Raw genomic sequence first — 22130 nt, 5'->3', positions numbered from 1 at the left:
CTAATTGCCGCGATAGAAGCCGTGCTCTGCAAGAAACGCCAAATCAATGCCTTTGGCAGTCGGCTGCGCAGCTTTATCTCCCATGAGCAACCGCTCCAGATAGCGCGCGATCACATCCACTTCCAGATTGACCCGAGTGCCGGGACGATAATCTCCCATAACCGTTTTTTCGAGCGTGTGAGGTACGATATTCAACTCAAACTCACAGCCATCGACTGCATTGACGGTAAGACTGGTCCCGTCCACGGTTATAGACCCTTTGTGCGCGATATATCTGGCGAGCGCTTCGGGCGCACGAATGCGAAATCGTTCAGAACGCGCATCGGGATTTCTCTGCATCACCTCACCAACACCGTCGACATGACCGCTGACCAGATGCCCCCCCAGACGCGTTCGGGGGGTCAGGGCTTTTTCTAAATTGACTCTGGCGCCCACGCGCAATTCGCGTAAGGTTGTAATGTCCAGCGTTTCAACAGAAACATCGGCCCAATACCCATCTCCGGGAAGATCAATCACTGTGAGACAAACGCCGTTGGTCGCAATCGAGTCCCCCAGACAAACATCGGCGAGATCTAGCTCTCCCGATGCAATCCGCAGACGTAAATCGCCATTGCGGGGCTCCATCGCAGCGATGGTCCCAATCGCTTCAATAATTCCAGTAAACATAGCTCTCCTTCCGGTAATCGCGAGACTCGAAGGCGGCGCCATCTCGTAACGCTCTGCGTTTGAGATGACAATCAACCCTTGGTTAGCCTCCGTGAATCAGGCTTCAGGATCTGGCGCTGCCGTTACCCGGATATCCGACCCAACCATGCGCACATCGTTGATTTGCAACGGTAAACTGGACGCCATGGACTCCAGAGGCAATTCAAACAATGGCCGAGCCAGACTTCCCATTAATTTAGGCGCCATATAGATGATCAGCTCATCGACCAAGCCTTGACGCAAAAAGGCACCGGCCAGTGTTGCCCCCGTCTCGACCATAACCTCATTGCAAGCTCGCTGCTGAGCCAGATAGTCCAACAACCCGCGCAAATCCACACCGTTCGCACCCGGCAGAGATACAAATCCAGCACCCGTACTTTCAATATCTAGCCGGAACTTCGATTGAGTGCTAACCACTATTAAATCGGCGGGCGATTGTAACACCTTAGCGCCGAGGGGAAGCTTCTGCTCTGAATCCAGCACGACCCGCAACGGCTGAACGCTGGCGGCTAATTCAGCGTCCTCAAGGTTCAGTTCATTGGTACGAACCGTCAGTGACGGGTCATCCAATAGCACGCTGCCAATTCCGGTGATAATGGCGCATGAGCGAGCCCGCAGCTTTTGTACGTCAGCGCGCGCAGCCGGCCCAGTAATCCATTTACTGCTGCCATCAGCCATCGCCGTGCGGCCATCCATGCTCATCGCCATTTTCAATCGCACCCATGGACGCCCGGATTCCATGCGCCGGATAAAACCAGGATTTAACGCCCAGGCTTCTTTTTCAAGAATAGGCCCAGTAACCTCAATACCCGCCGATAACAAACGCGCAATGCCTCTGCCGCTGACATTTGGGTTTGGGTCTGTCATCGCGTATACCACCCGTGCAACACCCGCCGCGACAAGCGCCTCAGAACACGGGCCGGTGCGCCCATAATGACTGCAAGGTTCCAAACTTACGTAGACAGTTGCTCCGACGGCGGCCTCACCGGCTTCTGCCAATGCCACAACTTCAGCGTGAGCTTCACCCGCTTTACGATGCCAACCTTCTCCAACAACCTGCCCCGATTTCACTAACAGACAACCGACCCTAGGGTTCGGCATAGTGCTGTAAAGGCCCTTCGCCGCCAGTTGGAGCGCACGAGCCATGTAGCTGGCATCTTCAGGAAGAAGCTGATCTAAATGTACCGACATGAATTAAACTTATGAAAACAGGACGTTTAGTAATCTTTGGGATTTTTTTCCAGGCGGTCGATTTCCGCACGAAACTCGTTGAGGTCTTTGAAGCGCCGATAGACTGAAGCGAAACGTACGTAAGCCACTTCATCGAGCGCGCGAAGCTCCTCCATCACACGCTCCCCGATCGAACGCGCAGGAACTTCCCGCTCACCGCCCGCCTGCAAACCATGCTTTATGCTGCTGATGGCGGATTCAATGGCTTCAGCACTTACAGGCCGCTTTTCGACTGCTCTGAGCAAGCCGGCGCGCAACTTTTCTTCAGCGAAGGGTTCGCGGGTGCCATTCTGTTTAATGACCCGTGGCAACACCAGTTCGACGGTTTCGTAGGTGGTAAAACGCTCATTACAGGAAAGACACTGACGACGGCGCCGCACCTGGTCACCATCAGCAACCAGACGCGAGTCGATAACCTTGGTATCTAATGCACGACAGAACGGACAATGCATGGCGCCATCCACAGGACATAAAGGCTGCATGATAGCACATCCCCTTTCCACTGTGCGCCATGACAGTGCTAACCGGGAGATTCGAGGCAATAAAAGCCAGATGGCGTCATGTTTTTGGGAATTTTTGGCAATTCGCTGTCGTAAAGCCAGGAAACCGTTGGTGATCCCGCGCCATCCGTCTACAATTTAAAAACCGGTAATCCACGGAAAAACAACGACATTCACCCCAACTAGCGTTCGTTCTACATGACTCTATGTGTCGCCGCCTTGGATCTCGGATCAAACAGCTTTCACCTGGCGATCGCCGAGGTCCGCTCCGGTAAAATTCACAGCATCCATCGGGAGAGTATCCGGGTGCGGCTCGCCGCGGGTCTTAACCGGGAAAACCAGCTGAGCAAACGAGCCATACAGCGAGCATTAAGAGCCTTATCCGAATTTGGACAGCGGCTCCGCGAGCACCACATCGACCACATCCAATGCGTTGCCACCCACACGTTTCGTACAGCAAGCAACCTTAAGGATCTGCACCCAGCGGCAGAACAGAGGCTGGGCCACCCAATCCGAGTGCTCAGTGGCGACGATGAAGCTCGCCTGATCTACAGCGGCGTCTACTCAGAACACCCGACACCAGGACAGCGCCTGATGATTGATATCGGTGGAGGCAGTACAGAGATTGCACTCGGCGACAGTGCCCTGCCACGACTGTATCAAAGTATTCCCGTCGGCTGTGTCACCTACACCCAACAATTTTTCCGCAACCGCAAACTGAGCGAAGACGCATTTCAAAGAGCCATTCAGTCCTGCACGGACATTCTGAAAGCGCGACTGCAACCAGAGATACAGACAGCGCCCTTCGTGCAAGTCTATGGCTCATCGGGCACAATACGTAGCCTCGTCACTTGCGCCAAAACGCTTAAGCTGTCGAAAGGTCCGCTGACACCAGCAACGCTGGAAGACATCAAAACGCATTTACTGCTCTTCCCAACCAGCAGCGCAGTTCATATTGCCGGCGTCGGTAGTGATCGCGCCGATCTACTGTGCGGAGGACTCGCCATATTGATCGGCGTCACCAAACTGTTCGACGTGACCAAATTGACCTTCAGTCAATCTGCATTAAGAGAGGGATTGCTGCTGGAGACAGCTGCCCTCGCCCAAGGACTGAATAATTCCCTAAACGTCAATCTGGATGAAGAAATACCTCTCTCTATAGCCAAATAGTTGCTTTGCTATCCTAAACCTATAACCTTTGGCACTATTCATCGCCAAGATACTTGTTGAACCACTGCGCCCGTCCACCGGGTTTTGACTTGGAGCCTGAAGCCAGCCCATGGAATTTGCCTGGATCCTGTTTGCCTTCCTCTGCGGGATAGGCGTTAAACTGATCTCTCTTCCCCCCTTGATCGGTTACCTCTGCGCGGGTTTTCTGCTGAACTTTCTCGGCTTCCAACCCACAGAAAGTCTGACCGAGCTGGCCGACCTCGGCATCACCCTAATGCTCTTCACCATCGGCTTAAAGCTAAACCCCTGGTCGCTTACGAAGCCTGAAGTCTGGGCAGGCACTCTCGCCCCTATGGTTCTCTGGCTGCTCGTATCGCTGCCGCTTTTGCTCGGCGGAGCCGCCCTATCCCTGTCACTGTATGTTGGAGTCGACCAACAAAGTGCTGCGCTGTTGGCCTTTGCCGGCAGCTTTTCCAGCACTGTCTGCGTAGTAAAACTGCTGGAAGAGAGCGGTGAAATCCGAACCCGTCACGGCCGCTTAGCGATTTCTATCCTGGTTATGCAGGACGTTGTCGCCGTCGCATTTCTGGTCCTTGCCACGGGCAAAACGCCCTCCATCTACGCGCCATTGTTACTGTTGCTTATCCCATTCCGCCCGGCGTTTAACTGGATCATGCAGCGTGCGGGTCACGGCGAGCTACTGCCCTTGACCGGTTTATTTCTCGCTTTGGGCAGCTACCAGCTGTTTGACTTGGTGCACATTAAAGGCGACCTGGGTGCTTTGATCGCCGGTATGATGCTGAGCCATTTCCCGAAAGCCTCGGAACTCAACAAGTCTTTAATGAGCTTCAAGGACCTGTTTTTAATCGGTTTTTTCCTATCGATCGGCTTTACCGAACTGCCAGATATGGAGATGCTGGCATCAGCTCTACTGCTATCGGTACTGCTACCGGTCAAGTTTTTGCTGTGTTTCGCGGTTCTCGCTGCATTGCGCCTAAAAGTTCGCACGGCTTTTCTAACCTCTTTAGCGCTAAGCAACTTCAGTGAATTCGGTCTGATTGTGGCCGACATCAGCAGTGAAAGCGGCTGGCTTGATCCACACTGGCTGGTCGTGCTCGCCGTTGCCATCTCCATTTCGTTTGTTTTCACCAACATTCTTTATCGGCGAGCCCACGGTATTTACCGTCGCATAAACTCCTACCTGAGACGCTTTGAGCGGCACCGTCGCCTACCGGAAGACGAAGTGATTCAGCCCCAGAATGCAGAAATCCTGGTGATCGGGATGGGTCGAGTCGGCCGCGGGGCTTTTGAAGCACTCTACACCGTGCTCGGAGATAACGTCTGGGGCATGGACTCGGATCGGCAGCGGGTCGAAGTGCAGCAACAGCGAGGGGTCCATGTATTTCTTGGGGATGGCGAAGACGCAGATTTCTGGGACAACCTGGATACCTCATCCATCAAGATGATTCTTCTCTCCCTGCCATCCATAGAAGACATGCTCAATACCACCAAGCAGGCCAGAGCGGCTAACTATCAAGGCATGATCGCCGCGATCGCCCGCTACGAAGACGATCGCAATCACCTTCTTAATATGGGCATCGATAAAGTCTTTAACTTTTTTACGGAGGCGGGTACGGGCTTTGCCGAAGAAGCGCTGACGCTGATAGGGAAAGAAAAAGTGGTAAAGGAAGAGCCTGAAGAACCGGCTATCGCCCACAGCTGATTGACGCAGGGCGTGATCCGACAGGGAGCCAGACGGCTCCCTGTGGTTAATTGGCAGGCCTTAGCCGTATACCGGAAACTCCTTGCACAATGTAAGGACCTTCGCTTTCACCTCAGCGATGACCGCCTCGGAGCGATCCGTTCCCAAACTGTCCAGAACATCGCACATCCAGTGGGTCAGCTGCGCCACTTCCTTCTCGGCAAATCCCCGAGTGGTGATCGCTGGCGTACCGACACGAATACCTGACGTCACAAACGGTGAACGAGGATCGTTGGGCACAGAGTTCTTGTTGACGGTTATATTGGCTTCACCAAGCGCGAAGTCTGCATCTTTACCTGAGTAGTCTTTGCCGATCAAATCTACCAGCATCAAATGGTTTTCAGTACCACCCGATACGATCTTGAACCCACGATCAATAAAGGTTGCCGCCATGGTTTTCGCATTGGTGACCACCTGCTGCTGGTAAGTGCGAAATTCATCCGACATGGCTTCTTTAAACGAAACCGCCTTAGCTGCGATGACGTGCATCAAAGGCCCACCCTGGCCACCGGGGAAAACCGCAGAATTGAGCTTCTTGGCAATCTCTTCATTTTCCCGAGCGATGATAATGCCACCGCGAGGGCCACGTAGCGTCTTGTGAGTCGTGGAAGTAACAACGTCAGCGATGGCAACAGGGCTAGGATAAACACCCGCCGCGACCAGACCGGCAACATGCGCCATATCAACGAACAGATAGGCACCTACTTTATCAGCGATGTCGCGGAAGCGCTGCCAATCCATAATTTGCGAATACGCAGAGAAACCCGCAACAATCATTTTAGGCTCGTGCTCCAGCGCGAGGCGCTCGACCTCATCGTAATCGACCTCACCAGTTTCTGGATTCAGGCCGTACTGCACCGCGTGATACGTCTTACCAGAGAAGTTAACGCTAGCCCCGTGAGTCAAATGACCGCCGTGGGCAAGACTCATTCCGAGGATCGTATCACCAGGGCTGACCAGCGCCTGATAGACCGCCGCATTAGCCTGAGATCCCGAGTGAGGCTGAACGTTGGCATAGGCAGCTCCGAACAGCTCTTTAACACGTGCGATCGCCAACGCTTCTGCCTTATCGACATACTCGCAACCGCCGTAATAGCGTTTACCAGGGTAGCCTTCGGCATACTTGTTCGTCAGCTTAGTCCCCTGGGCAGCCATGACCAATGGACTGGTGTAGTTTTCCGATGCGATCAGCTCGATGTGCTCTTCCTGCCTGCACTCTTCCTGGCAGATCGCTTCCCAAACTTCTGGATCAAATGATTCTAGCGACGAAGTCGATTCAAACATGACGGCAGCCTTTCAAGTTAGTAGAGGGCCGTGAAACGGTACCCAGGGAAAAAGGGCGGCGATTGTACACTATTCAACCGCTCGCGCCCAAGAGGGACCTTTCATAAGGCGGAAATTTGCGCCAAACAATCCGGCGACGAGTTAATACCGCTTCTATACTTCAGGAACAATATTGGATGTGGATACATAAAGGCTATAAGCATGTTCTCTAGTTTAAAAAGTCGCTTTGCCCTACCCCTGGGCATACTGACGGTGGGCCTGGTGGTACTCGGCAGCGTTGACCAACGATCGATCTCACTGCTTAAGGATGATCTGGAATCATTTTCTGGCAGCTTCCTGCCAGCTATTGACTCAGTTCTACAAGCTGACCGGGATTTGTACCAAGCTCGCGTTGGCGAATTTGAGCAAATCCTGGCGACCAGTAACAGTGCCCGCCAAGCGGCGGCGGCAACCATTGAGGAAAATCGTGACCAAGCGAAGAATCGCATCGCACGCTTCAATGAACTCTTGGCAGCTCACAGCGATGTCACCATCGACCGCCAGCAACTGGAAAATGGTTTTAGGGCGTGGGAGCGCACCACCGCCGACGCCGTCAGCCGAATCAACGCCGGCGATCAGTCTGGCGCCCTCGCCATACTGAACGGTGCGGGCAATCAGCACTTCAGTGCACTTAGAGAACTCTACGATGCCGCGGGCGAAAACGCCGCCGCAACCATGGCAGCGCTGCGAGACCAACAGATCGCCAAAATTGATCGCAACCGCACCATTACCCTGGCAGCGATAGCGCTACTTGTCATAATTACAGCCTCGTTAACCTACGTTCTACCTAACATGCTGGCGAAGAAAATTCTTCTGTTGCGAGACCGGATTAACACCATCGCATCCGGCGATGGAGACCTGACTCAGCAAATACCCGTCAGCAATAACGACGAGCTTGGAGAGCTGGCAAAATCCTTTAACGCGTTTCTCGGCAACCTCCGCACCTTGGTACTGGACGTCAAATCCGAATCACAGCAAATCATACGGTCGTCGACCACCCTGAATGAATCCTCACGCGACAACCACAGCCGTGCCGAAATTCAATCCTCCACCGCAGATCGCGCAGTGGCAGAAATGGAGCGCTTGGTAACCGCCATCGGCATGGCCGCAGAATCGACCCGCACCACTGCCGAACAAATGACCGACATCGGAGACATTTCGACTCGTGGCCAGCAAAACATCAGTCAAACTCTGGCCAGTATGGAAAAAACCCGCTCAACGATCGACAATGCGACCCGCTTGGCAGAGGTGTTACAGAGTGACTCCGAACAAATTGTCTCAGTACTGGATGTTATTCGCGGCATCGCGGAACAAACCAATTTACTCGCGTTGAATGCGGCGATTGAGGCCGCCCGCGCAGGGGAACAAGGACGCGGCTTCGCCGTGGTTGCCGACGAGGTCAGAACTCTGGCCACCCGTACCCAACAGTCTACTGACGAAATTAATTCTGTGATTGAACGCTTGAAGAACGGTGTCAGCAATGTGGTATCTGCCATAACCGATGGTCAGAAAATTGCCGACGAATCTCAAACCGCAATTCGCACGACAGAAGACTCCCTCTCTCAGATTAGCGCTCAAGTCACCCATGTGAAACAACAGGCAGAAAACACCGCGCGCTCGACCAAAGACCAAGCGGCCTCATCTCAAGAAATTGTGTCGGGACTGTCTCACCTGAAGAAAGAAATCGATGCTACCTCGAAGATTCTTGAAGATGTGCATCGCATTTCCGGAAAACTATTTGAAGGCTCTCAAGCCCTCTCGAGAAACGTCGCCAACTTCCGTGTTTAACGATGTTAGCGGGCAGCTATTACGACTGCCCGCGCACGTCCACGTCCGAGCGTTGGCTTCTCGCACCATTGAACTAGCCGCCTAGCTCACTGCCCTCAGCGCGCGCCGCGCCGGTACTGGCTGACTCAACAAATACCCCTGAGCCTCATCACAGCCCAAAGTTGTCAGAAAGTCTAACTGAGCCTTGCTTTCCACGCCCTCTGCCGTCACCCGTAATCCCAGACTATGCGCCAGAGCGACAATCGCCTGCACGATGCGTTGATCTTCGCGAGCGGGCAGACCGGCTACAAAACTGCGATCGACCTTGATCGCCGTCACCGGAAAACGTTTCAGGTAATTCAACGACGAATAACCGATTCCGAAATTGTCGATAACGATCCCAATCCCCAAACGAGTCAGCTCTTCTAACGTCTGCAACGTGAACTGGTGATCGTGCATCAGCACACTTTCGGTGATCTCGACTTCCAAAGCACCAGCCGGGATTTCCTGCTGTGATAACACATCCTGCAAGGAGCTTACGAGATAGCCGCCAGAGAATTGCAAGGCGCTCACGTTCATGGCGATCCTCGGACAATCACCGCCCCGTCTGCGCCAGCGCTTCCACTGCTGACAGGCTTGTCGTAACACCCAGGATCCCAGTGGCCGTATCAGCCCAGTCTCTTCCGCAATGCTGATAAATTCATTGGGTAAAATCAGGCCTTTATCGGGATGCTTCCAACGCACCAACGCCTCATAGCCGGTACGGTGCCCATCGATCAACGACACGATCGGCTGATAGTGCAACTCGAACTGCATCTCTTTAACCGCCTGGTGCAGCTCATTTTCCATGCTTGAGCGCTGACGGGCTTTTTCATTCAAAGATCGGGTGTAAAACTGATAATTATTTTTACCGGCGCTTTTCGCATGATTTAGCGCAGCGTCAGCATTTTGCAGTAGCGTTTTCGGTTCACTGCCGTCCGATGGAAAAAAGGCAATGCCGACACTGGCGCTGCTGAAGAGCTCCTGCCCCCGTAAAGGGAAAGGCTGCATCAACGCCGAACGAATTTTTTCTGCAATATTCGTGGCATTGGTCACCGCCCTCTCGTGACTCTTCAGATCACCAATAATGACAGCAAATTCATCTCCCCCCATTCGGGCGACAGTATCCTCACAGCGCACACAATCACTGATTCTCTGACCGACTTGATGCAGGAGAGCATCGCCGAGCGCATGCCCCAATGAATCATTAATCACCTTAAACCGATCTAGGTCCAACAACAGCAAGGCCACCTGTGAACTGTTTCGCTGGGCACGACTGATCGTCTGGGCTAAACGGTCATTGAAAAGGCTGCGATTCGGAAGGCCGGTTAAAGGATCAAAAAAGGCCAGACGTTGAATCCGGTTTTCACTGTTTTTCTTTTCGGTAATATCCGAAAAACAACTGATGGTATTCACCACCTTGTTATCACAATCACGCAAAACCGTGATCGCAACCCAGGCAGGAAACACATGTCCGTCCTTATGGCGGTGCTGAATTTCCCCTTCCCAGCAGTCGTTTGCCTGCAAACTGTCGGTGATAGACTGAAAAAACGCTGGTGAATAGCGTTCGATATCAATGACTCTCGGCGTCTGGCCGAGAATTTCCTCAACATCGTAGCCGGTAAAGCGCGTAAAGCTCTGATTGGCCTGGGTAATTTTTCCTTCAGCGTCGGTGACATAAATTCCGGTCAAGGTGTTTTCAAACACCGCTGAGGCGAGCGCATTATTATCAACAGGATGCCTGCGGGTGCTCATATCACGACAAATACAAACAGCACCGCGCATCTCCCCGGAAGGGTCCATCGACGGAATACACTGCACACTCAAGGTGACTCGGAATCCATCGCGGTGATTCATTGCCAGGATTTCTGGCTCGCAGGCATAACCCGTTTTTATTTCAGCTTTTAACTTGTCGAGCTGACGCTGAATAAACTTCTGAACACCGAGAAAGCGCTTGTCATCGGCATATTGAATGGCGTGGTTGTAGAGGCGTTGGAAAACACGATCGCTGTACCCGAGCACAGTTTCAACGGAAGCGCTGACATAATGCATAGTGCCATCCGCACGAACCCCGAGAACCAGGTCGCTGAGTTCAGCGCGAGCCTGCTCCAACAGATAGTTCATCTGTGTTTGGTCCTGTTGCGACACAGCGCCTCCCTCATTCGGCGTCAAGCCGAGAGTTGTTTATTATTGTGATACCCGAAGAATACAAACTTTAGCTTCCCAAGTATAGAAAGATATCTTCACATAGCGCGCTGTTTGCTGCAGATATAGTGAAGAACTCTAAAAACAGCGTTTTGATTTCGTTAATTCCGGGAAGTTTTCCCTGACGTTGCGCAGATTCTGACGGCGGCGACCTGTACCTTCGCCATTGACTCTATCCGGCGATTTTCCGACACTTGCACCCCCGCAGCGCCACCACCCAACTTCACAACGAGGTCTTATCCATCCATGGCACAATATGTCTATTCAATGAACCGAGTCGGTAAAGTCGTCCCGCCCAAACGGGAGATTCTGAAAGACATTTCGCTCTCCTTTTTCCCCGGTGCCAAGATCGGCGTTCTTGGCCTCAACGGTGCCGGCAAATCCACACTGCTGAAAATCATGGCGGGCGTCGACAAAGACTACAACGGCGAAGCCCGGCCAATGCCCGGCATCAAGGTCGGCTACTTACAGCAGGAGCCCCAACTGGACCCAGCCAAAGACGTACGCGGCAACGTGGAAGATGGTGTCCGCGAGGCACTGGATGCTCTGGCCGACTTGGATGCGGTATATGCCGCCTATGCGGAACCCGATGCCGATTTTGACGCATTGGCAAAGAAACAAGGGCAACTGGAAGATATCATTCAAAGCTGGGATGCCCACAACCTAAGCCATAAACTCGAAGCGGCAGCCGACGCTCTGCGACTGCCACCTTGGGATGCCGATGTCACGAAATTATCCGGCGGTGAAAAGCGCCGGGTAGCACTCTGTCGTCTACTCATGTCCCGCCCGGATATGCTACTCCTCGACGAACCCACCAACCACCTGGATGCCGAAAGCGTCTATTGGTTGGAGCGTTTCCTGGTGGATTTTCCTGGCACTGTCGTCGCCATCACACACGATCGCTATTTTCTCGACAATGCCGCGGGCTGGATTTTGGAACTCGACCGAGGCCACGGCATTCCTTACGAGGGTAATTACTCCAGCTGGCTCGAGCAAAAAGAAGCGCGACTGGCGCAGGAACAGCGCTCAGAGGCTTCGCATCAAAAAGCCATCAAAGCAGAATTGGAATGGGTTCGCCAAAACCCTAAAGGTCGCCGCGCGAAAAACAAAGCCCGTCTTGCTCGCTTTGAAGAGATGCAAAGCCAGGAATTCCAAGAGCGCAATGAAACCAACGAGATCTACATTCCACCAGGTCAGCGCTTGGGCGACAAAGTCATTGAATTTGACGGCGTCAGCAAATCCTTCGAGGGTCGCCTGTTGTTCGATAACCTCAGCTTTGCCATCCCCAAAGGCGCAATCGTGGGTATTGTCGGCGGTAACGGTGCAGGTAAATCTACGCTATTTCGAATGATTTCCGGCAATGAACAACCGGACACGGGCAGCATCACCATCGGCGAAACCGTCGACGTGGCATTCGTCGAACAAAGCCGCGCTAACCTGGACGATAAAAAAACCGTATGGGAAGAAATTTCCGGCGGCCAGGATGTTCTGCATATCGGCAATTACGAGATCAATTCCCGCTCTTACGTGGGCCGCTTTAACTTCAAAGGTTCAGACCAGCAAAAACGTGTCGGTGAACTTTCTGGTGGGGAGCGCGGTCGACTGCACCTGGCTAACACGCTGAAGCAAGGTGCCAACGTGCTGCTCCTTGACGAACCGTCCAACGACCTCGATGTAGAAACGCTGCGAGCCCTTGAAGATGCACTGTTAAACTTCCCTGGCTGCGCACTGGTCATCTCCCACGACCGCTGGTTTCTCGATCGGATTGCCACACATATTCTGGCGTATGAAGGCGACAGCGAAGTCGTGTTTTTCGAAGGGAACTACACCGAATATCATGAAGACTTTATCGCCCGCAAAGGCGAGAAAGCACAACCTCATCGTATGAAGTACAAACCACTGAAAAGCTGATTCCCTCCGTTACAAAAGGGCTGGCAATAACCGGCCCTTCCTCTCCCTCCAAGCTTACCGATTTTCCCCAACTCAACAAGCTATTGATCTGGCTCAATACGCCCAGACTCCGCAAGGCAAATACTTATAGCGCTCCTTCAATAAAGCTACCTTTTCAAAAGGAGGGTCTTATGAGTCTTGTTCCCCGCAGTTCTCTGTTTGACTTCGACAGCTTTTTTGACCGGTTTCAAACCCCGGGGCTCGTCAGTGAAAACAGCGGCAACTTTTTTACGCCGCGCGTGGATGTCAGAGAAAAGGATCATCTCTATATCATTACGGCGGAATTGCCCGGCGTAAAAAAGGAAGACATTCACATCAGTCTTGAGAGAGGTGTTTTGACTCTCGAAGCAGAATCCGTCATGGAAGATCGTGAAGAAAAAGATGGACGGGTGTTGCGGCAAGAACGCCGCTATGGACGCTTTACTCGCAGTTTTACACTGGGAGATCGCGTCCAGCAGAGCGACATCAGCGCCAATTTTGACAATGGAATATTGACGTTGACTGCCCCCAAGATCGGGCCTCAAGAGGCCGAAAGCCGTCGCATTGAAATTACATGAGCATGATGTAACCCCACCCCCTGTTGGCGGCCTTAGGGCCGCCTATTTTAGAGCCCGGCTATGAAACATATTGATATTCGTAAAACACTTCTGAAGCGCAAAGCCGAGTTGAACCAACGGTTGATGGCTCTGGAGTTGGATTTACAGAAAAGTTACAGCCGCGACTGGGCCGAACAGGCGCAGGAGCGAGAAAACGATGAAGTTTTGGAAACCCTCGCCAGCAAAACCGCCAGAGAAATTGTAAGCCTGGAGAAAGTGCTGAAAACCTTGGGGGGCGATAAATTCGGCATCTGTCAGCAGTGCCAACAACCAATAGATACGGCAAGGTTATTAGCCTTACCAACTGCCGTAACCTGCATACACTGCGCCGCAAAGGCACACTAGTCCCCCGGTGATTTCGGTCTGAAACAGCGCCACACCCACCAGGCTGCTGGCGCTAGCGAGGCTCGCCCCGCTCGATCATGACGCCGACCGATTGCGTGCCCGGCAAGGCAGTCGGCTTGCTCAATGTCAAACGAACCCAGGGCACACTGAACTCCTCCAGAATGACCTGCGCAATCTCCTCTGCCATTCTCTCAATCAATAAGAACTGATGTTCCGCTGCAAACTCACACAGGCGCTCAGAAATCGCCTGATAGTTCAGGGTCTGGCGAATGTCGTCGGTTTCTGCCGCCTTCGCAATACTGGTGGCCATCTCCAAATCCAACAACAATGTTTGCCGAACCTGGCGCTCCCAGGCATGAATGCCAATGACGGTATCTAGCGCCAACTCACGAATAAAAATAATGTCCATCATAGTCCTGTTATCTCTTTGTCCTTTATTCGCCGGGAGTCAAACACCAGGTAAACTTTCTATATTCCAGCGCGCCTGAGCCTTAACGCTCAAATCTTCGGATTGACCAACCAGCAGCCGCTGACAGCCGGCAAACGCAATCATCGCCCCATTATCGGTACAAAACTCCGGCCGGGCATAAAAAACCTCACCACCTATCTTGCCCAACTTTTCCTGCAAGACCGCTCTTAAACGTCGATTAGCGGCCACCCCGCCTGCCATCACGATAGTCTTTAATCCCGTCTGCTGTAAGGCACGAACACATTTGCGAGCTAAGGTATCGACCACAGCCTCCTCAAAGGCACGCGCAATATCGGCTTTCGTTTGCGGATCGACAATACCCTGCTTGTCCGTGTGCCGGGTTACCGTATTTAAGGTAAACGTCTTTAAACCGCTGAAGCTAAATTCCAAACCCGGACGATCGATCATCGGGCGAGGAAAGGTAAAACGCTCGGGATCCCCCTGTGTTGCCAGTTTCGCCACATTGGGGCCTCCGGGATAATCCAGCCCCAACATTTTCGCCACTTTATCAAATGCCTCACCGGCGGCATCATCCAGGGACTCGCCAAGAATCTGGTAGTCACCAATCGAATTCACCTGCACCAATTGCGTGTGGCCGCCAGAGACCAACAGGGCGACAAAGGGAAACGCCGGTGGGTTTTCCTCAAGCATCGGAGCCAATAGGTGACCCTCCATATGATGCACGCCCACAGCCGGGATCTTCCAGCCATAGGCCAGGGAACGACCAACACAGCCGCCAACCAGCAGCGCACCCAGAAGCCCTGGCCCTGCGGTGTAGGCAATCGCGTCAAGGTCGGTTCCGGACATCTGCGCATCGTCCAAAACCTGCGTGATCAGAGGCAAAATCTTGCGGGCATGATCCCGTGATGCCAGCTCCGGCACGACACCACCGAACGCCTTGTGCAACTCGATCTGACTGTAGAGCCGGTCGGCCAGTAAACCTTGCTCACTGTCGTAGATCGCAACCCCCGTTTCATCACAGGATGTTTCAATACCTAACACTCGCATTTTTTCTGGCCTCCGCGCGCCATCGCCGGTTAAACTTGGGACACCGGCCCCGAGAAAGGCCGCTATCATAAGCAGACAGCCCTTCAGAACCAACTCATATACGGCTTTGGGCTTGCGAACGCAGAAATCCTTGCATCCCCGTCACCATCTGTATAAAATTTGCGCCCTTTAGATTAGGGCTGTTGTCAGATCTGTGCGGCCTGAACGGTATTTCGGGTAGCTGACGCCGCGAGAGTCACCTCTTACGAGCGGGTTTACACAATCATCCGCCCGAATCTTCATAAATTACATTGAGTTAGTTACAGGAAACCGAATGCCTTCTGTAAAGATCAAAGAAAACGAGCCATTTGATATTGCTTTGCGCCGCTTCAAGCGCTCCTGCGAAAAAGCCGGTGTTCTGGCTGAAGTTCGTCGTCGCGAGTTCTACGAGAAGCCAACCACTGTTCGCAAGCGCGCTGCCGCAGCTGCTGTTAAGCGTCACGCCAAAAAGGTTCAGCGCGAATCTCGCAAGTTCCAGCGCCTCTACTGATCTTTGCCAGCGCTGTTTAGCAACTCTGCAAAAAAATACAGCGCCCATTGAATCACCCCTTAAGTCGACGCTCTGTCGACTTAATGCTGAAATCTCACCTTCGATGACTGTGCTAATGCACCGGAGCTTTCTGTGTCTACAGAAATCAAAGACCGTATAAAATCAGCAACCAAAGATGCCATGCGCGCGAAAGAAAAAGAGCGCCTGACAACACTGCGGTTGATTCAAGCTGAAATTAAACGCATTGAAGTCGACGAACGCATCGATGTCGACGATCAGCGCCTGCTGGCTGTCTTGGATAAAATGTGCAAGCAGCGCAGAGATTCCATCACCCAGTTCGAAGACGCTGGCCGCGATGAACTGGCCGCCAAAGAGCGCCAGGAAATGCTGGTCATTGAAGAGTTTTTGCCCCAGGCGTTGAGCGAAGACGAAATCACCACCATTGTCGCGGATGCCATTAGCTCCAGCGGCGCCAGCGCACCTGGAGACATGGGCAAGGTCATGGCTATAATCAAGCCACAAGTACAGGGCCGCGCCGACATGGGTGCGATCAGCAAGATGGTCAAGGCGCAACTGACAGCCTAATCTGCCAGCCCCTCGGCCAGAAGCCGCCCCCACTCGCACCTGGATCCTACGAGCAGGCACCGACCTCGATTGCGGTCGACCTGCTTGACCACTGACATATTTGCTACTGACGGACACTGCGCCCGACGGACCCGTGGACAATGGCTGGCCTCATCCCACAATCCTTTATCGATGACCTTTTGGCAAGACTCGACATTGTCGAAGTCGTCGACTCACGGGTAAAACTCAAACGAGCCGGTAAAAACTACAGCGCCTGCTGTCCGTTTCACGACGAAAAAACCCCTTCGTTTACCGTCAGCCCCGACAAACAGTTTTATTATTGCTTTGGCTGCGGCGCCAGCGGCACGGCGCTCAATTTCGTCCTTGAATATGACCGTGTCGACTTTCCGACCGCGATTGAACAACTGGCCGCCACCGTTGGCCTAACCGTCCCAAAAGAGCAAAACGAACGCGAAAGCCAGCGCGCCAAAGAACTGAAGGAGCTTTTTCAATTAATGGAAAAGGCACGGCAGTTCTATGTCGACCAACTTCGACAGAACGACAAGCGCATGGAGTGCGTCAACTATCTGCGCCAACGAGGACTAGACGGCCGCATCGCCAAAGATTTCTCCCTCGGCTTTGCACCGCCCGGCTGGAACAACCTGCTCGACACACTCGGCGCAGAAAAATCCCCCGCGCAACGCCTGAAAACAGCGGGAATGGTGGTGGAAAACCCCGACAAGGGCACCTCCTACGACCGCTTCCGCCATCGGGTCATGTTCCCGATTCGCGATACCCGCGGCCGGGTTATCGGTTTTGGTGGCCGCGTGCTCGACGACTCCAAACCCAAATACCTGAATTCGCCCGAGACCCCGATTTTCCACAAGGGCCGAGAGCTCTACGGACTCTACGAAGTCCTACAAGATTTACGTCAACCGACAAGACTCCTGGTGGTTGAAGGCTATATGGATGTGGTCGCCCTGGCCCAGTTTGGCATCCGCTACGCTGTCGCCACACTGGGTACCGCTTGCACGCCAGAGCATTTGCAATTGGCCTTTCGCCACACTCAGGAAGTCATTTTTTGTTTTGACGGCGACAAAGCTGGGCGCAATGCGGCGCTGAGAGCGTTGGAATCCGCACTGCCAGCGATGGAAGATGGCCGCCAAGTAAAATTTTTATTCTTGCCAGAGGGCGAAGACCCGGACACCTTGATTCGGCAAGTGGGCGCCACCAAATTTAACCACATGCTGGATCTGGCTCTGCCCTTAGAAGAGTTTATCTTCGACGCCTCCTCAGAAGGCATCGACCTTCGCACTATGGAAGGCCGCGCTCGCTTCAGCAAAAAAGTCGCACCGCTCCTACACCGATTGCCCAAGGGCATATTTCGGGAGTTGATGTACGACAATCTGGCCAAGCGCACGGATGTTCCCCGCGAAACTCTGCAGGAACTGATCGACAGCGAGCCAGAACCGACGCCACCAGCACCGAGATTAACCACACAGCCTCAAGCATCGACATCGCGCAGCGAGCGGGACGTCCCACCGCCACCGCCGCAGGAAATGCCAGAGCCTGGAGAGGGTCCACAGTACCTGGACGCCCCTCCGCCCTACGACGAAGCACCACTGGAAGACGTGTCCTGGGACGACGACATGGCGGCCTACTACGATGATATGCCGCCGTCAGGTCATCCCCCTGAAATCGCAGGCCAAGCGCAGGAGATTGCCTACCAACCCCGACAGACAGCGATCAAGATGCCCGCCAGCCAATTGATCATTGCGCTGTTACTGCAGCACCCGGAATTGGCAGAATCGACCCCGGAACTGCCGGAAATCGAAGCCAGCCAACATCCGGATCTACAGCTATTCGTGACGTTACTGCAGCTTCTGAAAGATCGCCCCGGCTATACACTGTCAAAAATTCTGGGCTTTTGGCGCGCCCGCTATGGCTCGGAGTCCACCGAAAAGCTCGCCAACTTGGCCGCATCAGATCTGCTGCACAACAGCCGCTTACACCCCGACTGTGACATGGCTGGGGAATACCATAACTGCTTACAACGTCTGGAAAAGCAAATGATCGACCAACGCAAACGCGAACAGCTTGCTAGACTCAGCCAGAAGAGGTTTCAGGATTTGAGCGATGAAGAAAAGCAGCTGATTCGGGAATTGCACCTGAACCAGGGATCGAGATAGGCCCGTACAGCCCAATAAACAGTGATAGAGCGCAAGAAAACGCGCCAGATTTCGGTCGAATACCGGAATCTACAAGAGTTTTCAACCAAAATCGATAGGCAGGGGTTGATTTAATAGCCGACGGAACAACATTCAGGCTATAATAGACGGCTTTCTGCCTTCAGTTCACGATCTAGTTACAGGAACTCGAATGACTGAACAATCTGCTCAGCAACAGTCCCGCATTAAAGAGTTGATTACCCGCGGACGTGATCAGGGCTACCTGACTTACGCCGAGGTTAATGACCACCTGCCTGAGGATATCTCAGACCCGGATCAGGTGGAAGACATTATACAGATGATTAACGATATGGGTATCCAGGTGTTCGAAACCGCACCGGATGCAGATACCCTATTGATGGCCGACGGCGAATCCTCCGCCGACGAAATCGCCGCTGCCGAAGCGGCCGCTGCCCTGGCCGCGGTAGAAACCGAAGCCGGCCGCACCACTGACCCAGTCCGCATGTACATGCGCGAAATGGGCACCGTAGAACTTCTTACCCGCGAAGGTGAGATCGCCATCGCCAAGCGTATTGAAGAAGGCACCCGCGAATTAATGCACGCCATGGCCTATTGGCCGGGTGCTGTTCGTGCACTGCTGGACGAATACAAGCTGATTGAAGTCGAAGAACGTCGCATCCCCGATGTTATCGCTGGCTGGCTCGACCCCTCTGAAGAAGTCGCCGCTGCAACGCCAACCAATGACAGTGCTCTACTGGCCGAGCCAGAGAAAAACTCGAAGGATGACGACGAGGATGATGACGAAGACGGCGACGACGATTCCAGCGACGATGATGATGAGGCCACCTCTGGGGTAGACCCAGAAGAAGCTCGCCAGCGCTTCGAAGAGCTTGAGCAAGCCTTAGCGGCTGCCGAAGCCGCGCTCGACAGCCAGGGTCGCGACAGCAAAGAAGCTGGCACCGCTCTGGAAACCCTCGGCGATGTCTTCAAATTCTTCAAGCTGCCGCCACGTCAGTTCGACCCTATTTACGGTGCTTGTCGCACGGTTCTTGATCGCGTTCGCGCCGAAGAGCGTCGCGTCATGGAGCTGTGTGTTCGTTACGGTAAAATGCCACGTAAGACCTTTATTAAGGAATTCCCTGGCAACGAGATCAACGAAGAGTGGATTCCAGAAGTCATCAAGAAAAAGCGCGACTACTCCGAGTCCATCCGCCTGGTCGCCGAAGACATCCTGCGTTCACAGCGTAAACTGCTGCAAATTCAGGAAGAGACCGGTCTTGAGCTCTCAGCCATCAAAGAGATCAACCGTCGCATGTCCATCGGTGAAGCCCGTGCTCGCCGCGCCAAGAAAGAGATGGTCGAGGCCAACCTGCGTCTGGTTATCTCAATCGCCAAGAAGTACACCAACCGCGGTTTACAGTTCCTCGATCTGATCCAGGAAGGCAACATCGGTTTGATGAAAGCCGTCGACAAGTTCGAATACCGTCGCGGCTACAAGTTCTCGACCTATGCGACCTGGTGGATTCGTCAGGCCATCACCCGCTCCATTGCGGACCAGGCCAGAACCATCCGTATTCCGGTCCACATGATCGAAACCATCAACAAGCTCAACCGGGTTTCCCGGCAGATGCTGCAAGAGATGGGACGCGAACCTACCCCAGAAGAACTGGGTGTGCGTATGGACATGCCGGAAGACAAAGTCCGCAAAGTCTTGAAGATCGCCAAAGAGCCTATCTCTATGGAGACCCCGATCGGGGACGACGAAGATTCGCACCTGGGCGACTTTATCGAGGACAACAGCATTACCTCTCCTGTGGATTCCGCCACCTCTCAAGGTTTGGAAGAAGCCACCAAAGAAGTACTGGCCGGCCTAACCGCTCGCGAAGCCAAAGTACTGAGAATGCGCTTTGGTATCGACATGAACACCGACCACACCCTTGAGGAAGTCGGTAAGCAGTTCGACGTCACCCGTGAGCGTATCCGTCAAATCGAAGCGAAGGCCCTGCGCAAACTGCGCCACCCTTCCCGCTCCGACCATCTGCGCGGCTTTATCGACGATTAAGTCATCACAAAGATGGAAACCGCTGCGGGAGCGCTTTATAATGCGCCCCGCGGCAATTGCTTGATTTGTCTTGCGACTCAAGGAGTTAAGAGACATCACTGATAATACGCAAGGTGTTAATCAGTGAATAAATCAAGCTGTAAACGCAGTATATTTTTTGACTGCTGAGCAGGAGCCGCGCAGCGGTGAGAGGAAAGTGTACATCAAGTACATGACCGAGCACCGAGAGTACGCGACGATCTCAGCGGGCAAAAGATCAAGTTTAGGGGCCTATAGCTCAGTTGGTTAGAGCATCCGACTCATAATCGGCAGGTCGCAGGTTCAAGTCCTGCTGGGCCCACCATTCTCTCACCGACCAAATCCAAGCACTCTAGACTTTTAGAGTTAAAACGAGTACTTCAGTTCCTAACTCAGCCCAGATGATTTCCGGTTCGGATTGGCTGTAGAAAAGTATTGCTTATTCGAATATTCGACTTATTTCCGGGTCTTGTAATAATTTCTCTGTAATTTGATTAATACTTGGAATTCCTGCAGGAGCTTCACCCAAAAAAACCTCTTTTCCCATATCCAAACATAGGAATGCATTAGAATCACTGGTTAGATTTTTTAATGTAATCATGGCAATCGCCCCCCTTGAGTCAAAATGGGTGGCACACCAGCCAGCCCCTAAATCGATCTCTATCGGGATAACATGTTCCATAGAACCTTGCTCCGAATCATTTGCCATGGTGCGTTGTCGCAAAAGCTAATAAATCCATCAAAATACCAGATAGGCAGTCACTACAAACTGTGGTGCAACGTAGTCTATTAATACCTCAGCGTCGCGTATACACCATATTAAGGATTGTAGTTCATGTGACACATTGGGCGGCTTCTGCTGTGTATGTGGTCGCTGCTTTACACTTTTTTTCAGTATACGCTTATTCATGTTATTTGCTATCCCTCGGATGAGTTCCTGCCCACCATCATGCGAATGGACGAAGCTCACATTACTTGCGAGATATGCAATTGGATCTAAAACAAGGTAATCCTCGATGTCCACCTCAAAAATCAGACCGGGATTATTTCGAGAGGCTCTTCCACAGCCACTACTATATAAAGCGTAGGAATAAGCAACATCGTAGGAGCGAGAAAATGAAGAGAAAGGGGTAACAGAATGAGAGTAACTAATTATGTGCCGAGTTACAGTACCTACAGAAAGTGAGGCTCTACCGGGCCCCTTGAATCCATTTTGGATTGGGTCGTTCTGGGGTAATGCCCAAAATGTTCCAGGCGCAGCTCCTTTATATAGAATCACTTATTATCAACGTCCCTGAATTAATAACCAATAACACCACATGTATACTCATGCTAATTCACACTAAACGCAGATGTATAGGTTTTTTTACCTGGGGCCTTAATAAATCTACAATGAAGAAGAAATTGAATGCGGCAATAAAGATCGATCCTAAAACAACTGATAGCTACAGTTAAAATAAAACTAGATTCTGCCTATAGACCATAAAACAATATGGGCGCCAAAGAGCTAGCGCTTTTATGACTAAAGCTAGAGCGGTTTTTTTAGATTGTCCGATAGCAGTGCTACAGATTCCATGATTTTACCCCGTAGTTTTTTCCACCCAAAAGGCTCCGTATCTTCGTCGTGGAGCGCTAAATCTTTTCGGATAGAAGCCAGTGTCTACGGGAGTGAATTTCGATTGATCCATTACTGAGAAAT

Annotated in this window: 18 protein-coding genes and 1 tRNA gene; 11 read left to right on the top strand and 8 right to left on the bottom strand. The window is 52.7% G+C overall.

All coding sequences use genetic code 11. The features are described 5' to 3' along the window. The 3 genes from ACXAFR_RS24820 to nrdR all read right to left on the bottom strand — a co-directional run bounded on the left by ACXAFR_RS24820 (nt 1) and on the right by nrdR (nt 2387). Complete coding sequence (locus ACXAFR_RS24820) at nt 1-666, bottom strand: riboflavin synthase (RefSeq protein WP_475182223.1); 666 nt, start codon at nt 664-666, stop codon at nt 1-3. A gap of 96 nt (nt 667-762) precedes the next feature. Further along, a complete protein-coding gene (gene ribD / locus ACXAFR_RS24815) occupies nt 763-1896 on the bottom strand; it encodes a bifunctional diaminohydroxyphosphoribosylaminopyrimidine deaminase/5-amino-6-(5-phosphoribosylamino)uracil reductase RibD (RefSeq protein WP_475182220.1) in 1134 nt (377 codons plus the stop codon). Between the two features lie 26 nt (nt 1897-1922). Beyond that, nucleotides 1923-2387, bottom strand: a complete 465-nt coding sequence (gene nrdR / locus ACXAFR_RS24810) for a transcriptional regulator NrdR (protein WP_475182313.1) — start codon at nt 2385-2387, stop codon at nt 1923-1925. Between the two features lie 246 nt (nt 2388-2633). On the opposite strand from nrdR, the gene ACXAFR_RS24805 reads away from it, so the two are divergent. Beyond that, nucleotides 2634-3605, top strand: a complete 972-nt coding sequence (locus ACXAFR_RS24805) for a Ppx/GppA phosphatase family protein (RefSeq protein ID WP_475182219.1) — start codon at nt 2634-2636, stop codon at nt 3603-3605. Between the two features lie 109 nt (nt 3606-3714). Beyond that, the gene (locus ACXAFR_RS24800) at nt 3715-5328 is read left to right on the top strand and encodes a cation:proton antiporter domain-containing protein (protein ID WP_475182217.1); all 1614 of its coding nucleotides are present in this window, start codon (nt 3715-3717) and stop codon (nt 5326-5328) included. A gap of 60 nt (nt 5329-5388) precedes the next feature. On the opposite strand, the gene glyA is transcribed toward ACXAFR_RS24800, so the two are convergent. Then, on the bottom strand, nt 5389-6651 hold the full coding sequence (gene glyA, locus ACXAFR_RS24795) for a serine hydroxymethyltransferase (RefSeq protein ID WP_475182214.1): 1263 nt from the start codon (nt 6649-6651) through the stop codon (nt 5389-5391). Between the two features lie 201 nt (nt 6652-6852). On the opposite strand from glyA, the gene ACXAFR_RS24790 reads away from it, so the two are divergent. Next, nucleotides 6853-8478: a methyl-accepting chemotaxis protein gene (locus ACXAFR_RS24790; protein WP_475182213.1), complete on the top strand. Its 1626-nt coding sequence runs from the start codon at nt 6853-6855 to the stop codon at nt 8476-8478. Between the two features lie 81 nt (nt 8479-8559). Here the strand turns inward: ACXAFR_RS24790 and ACXAFR_RS24785 are convergent, their stop codons facing one another. Then, on the bottom strand, nt 8560-10644 hold the full coding sequence (locus tag ACXAFR_RS24785; RefSeq protein ID WP_475182210.1) for a sensor domain-containing protein: 2085 nt from the start codon (nt 10642-10644) through the stop codon (nt 8560-8562). 303 nt (nt 10645-10947) lie between these two features. Here ACXAFR_RS24785 and ettA point away from each other — a divergent pair, with 303 nt between their 5' ends. The 3 genes from ettA to ACXAFR_RS24770 all read left to right on the top strand — a co-directional run bounded on the left by ettA (nt 10948) and on the right by ACXAFR_RS24770 (nt 13592). Further along, nucleotides 10948-12612: an energy-dependent translational throttle protein EttA gene (gene ettA, locus ACXAFR_RS24780; protein WP_475182209.1), complete on the top strand. Its 1665-nt coding sequence runs from the start codon at nt 10948-10950 to the stop codon at nt 12610-12612. A gap of 170 nt (nt 12613-12782) precedes the next feature. Continuing rightward, the gene (locus ACXAFR_RS24775) at nt 12783-13208 is read left to right on the top strand and encodes an Hsp20/alpha crystallin family protein (protein ID WP_475182207.1); all 426 of its coding nucleotides are present in this window, start codon (nt 12783-12785) and stop codon (nt 13206-13208) included. A 60-nt stretch (nt 13209-13268) separates the two neighbouring features. Then, nucleotides 13269-13592 (top strand): TraR/DksA family transcriptional regulator, encoded by a 324-nt coding sequence (locus ACXAFR_RS24770; RefSeq protein ID WP_475182204.1) that lies wholly within the window; start codon nt 13269-13271, stop codon nt 13590-13592. A 52-nt stretch (nt 13593-13644) separates the two neighbouring features. Here the strand turns inward: ACXAFR_RS24770 and folB are convergent, their stop codons facing one another. After that, nucleotides 13645-14001, bottom strand: a complete 357-nt coding sequence (gene folB, locus ACXAFR_RS24765; RefSeq protein WP_475182310.1) for a dihydroneopterin aldolase — start codon at nt 13999-14001, stop codon at nt 13645-13647. Nucleotides 14002-14040: 39 nt separating this feature from the next. After that, nucleotides 14041-15069, bottom strand: a complete 1029-nt coding sequence (tsaD, locus tag ACXAFR_RS24760) for a tRNA (adenosine(37)-N6)-threonylcarbamoyltransferase complex transferase subunit TsaD (RefSeq protein ID WP_475182307.1) — start codon at nt 15067-15069, stop codon at nt 14041-14043. Between the two features lie 313 nt (nt 15070-15382). On the opposite strand from tsaD, the gene rpsU reads away from it, so the two are divergent. The 5 genes from rpsU (at nt 15383) to ACXAFR_RS24735 (ending at nt 20756) form a co-directional block, all read left to right on the top strand. Beyond that, entirely contained in the window at nt 15383-15598 is a 216-nt protein-coding gene (gene rpsU, locus ACXAFR_RS24755) for a 30S ribosomal protein S21 (RefSeq protein WP_475182202.1), read from the top strand. A 132-nt stretch (nt 15599-15730) separates the two neighbouring features. Then, complete coding sequence (locus ACXAFR_RS24750) at nt 15731-16183, top strand: GatB/YqeY domain-containing protein (protein WP_475182200.1); 453 nt, start codon at nt 15731-15733, stop codon at nt 16181-16183. A 140-nt stretch (nt 16184-16323) separates the two neighbouring features. Beyond that, complete coding sequence (dnaG, locus tag ACXAFR_RS24745) at nt 16324-18351, top strand: DNA primase (protein WP_475182197.1); 2028 nt, start codon at nt 16324-16326, stop codon at nt 18349-18351. Between the two features lie 190 nt (nt 18352-18541). Beyond that, nucleotides 18542-20413, top strand: coding sequence for an RNA polymerase sigma factor RpoD (rpoD, locus tag ACXAFR_RS24740; RefSeq protein WP_475182196.1), 1872 nt, complete (start codon nt 18542-18544; stop codon nt 20411-20413). A gap of 266 nt (nt 20414-20679) precedes the next feature. Further along, nucleotides 20680-20756: transfer RNA gene (locus ACXAFR_RS24735), tRNA-Ile, on the top strand. 114 nt (nt 20757-20870) lie between these two features. On the opposite strand, the gene ACXAFR_RS24730 is transcribed toward ACXAFR_RS24735, so the two are convergent. After that, nucleotides 20871-21113, bottom strand: a complete 243-nt coding sequence (locus ACXAFR_RS24730) for a hypothetical protein (RefSeq protein ID WP_475182193.1) — start codon at nt 21111-21113, stop codon at nt 20871-20873. Nucleotides 21114-22130 lie beyond the last annotated feature (1017 nt).

This window comes from Pseudomaricurvus sp. ABR4_320 (assembly GCF_056159445.1).
The sequence above is the reverse complement of the archived record's forward strand: the minus strand, read 5'-3'. Positions and strand labels throughout refer to the sequence as shown.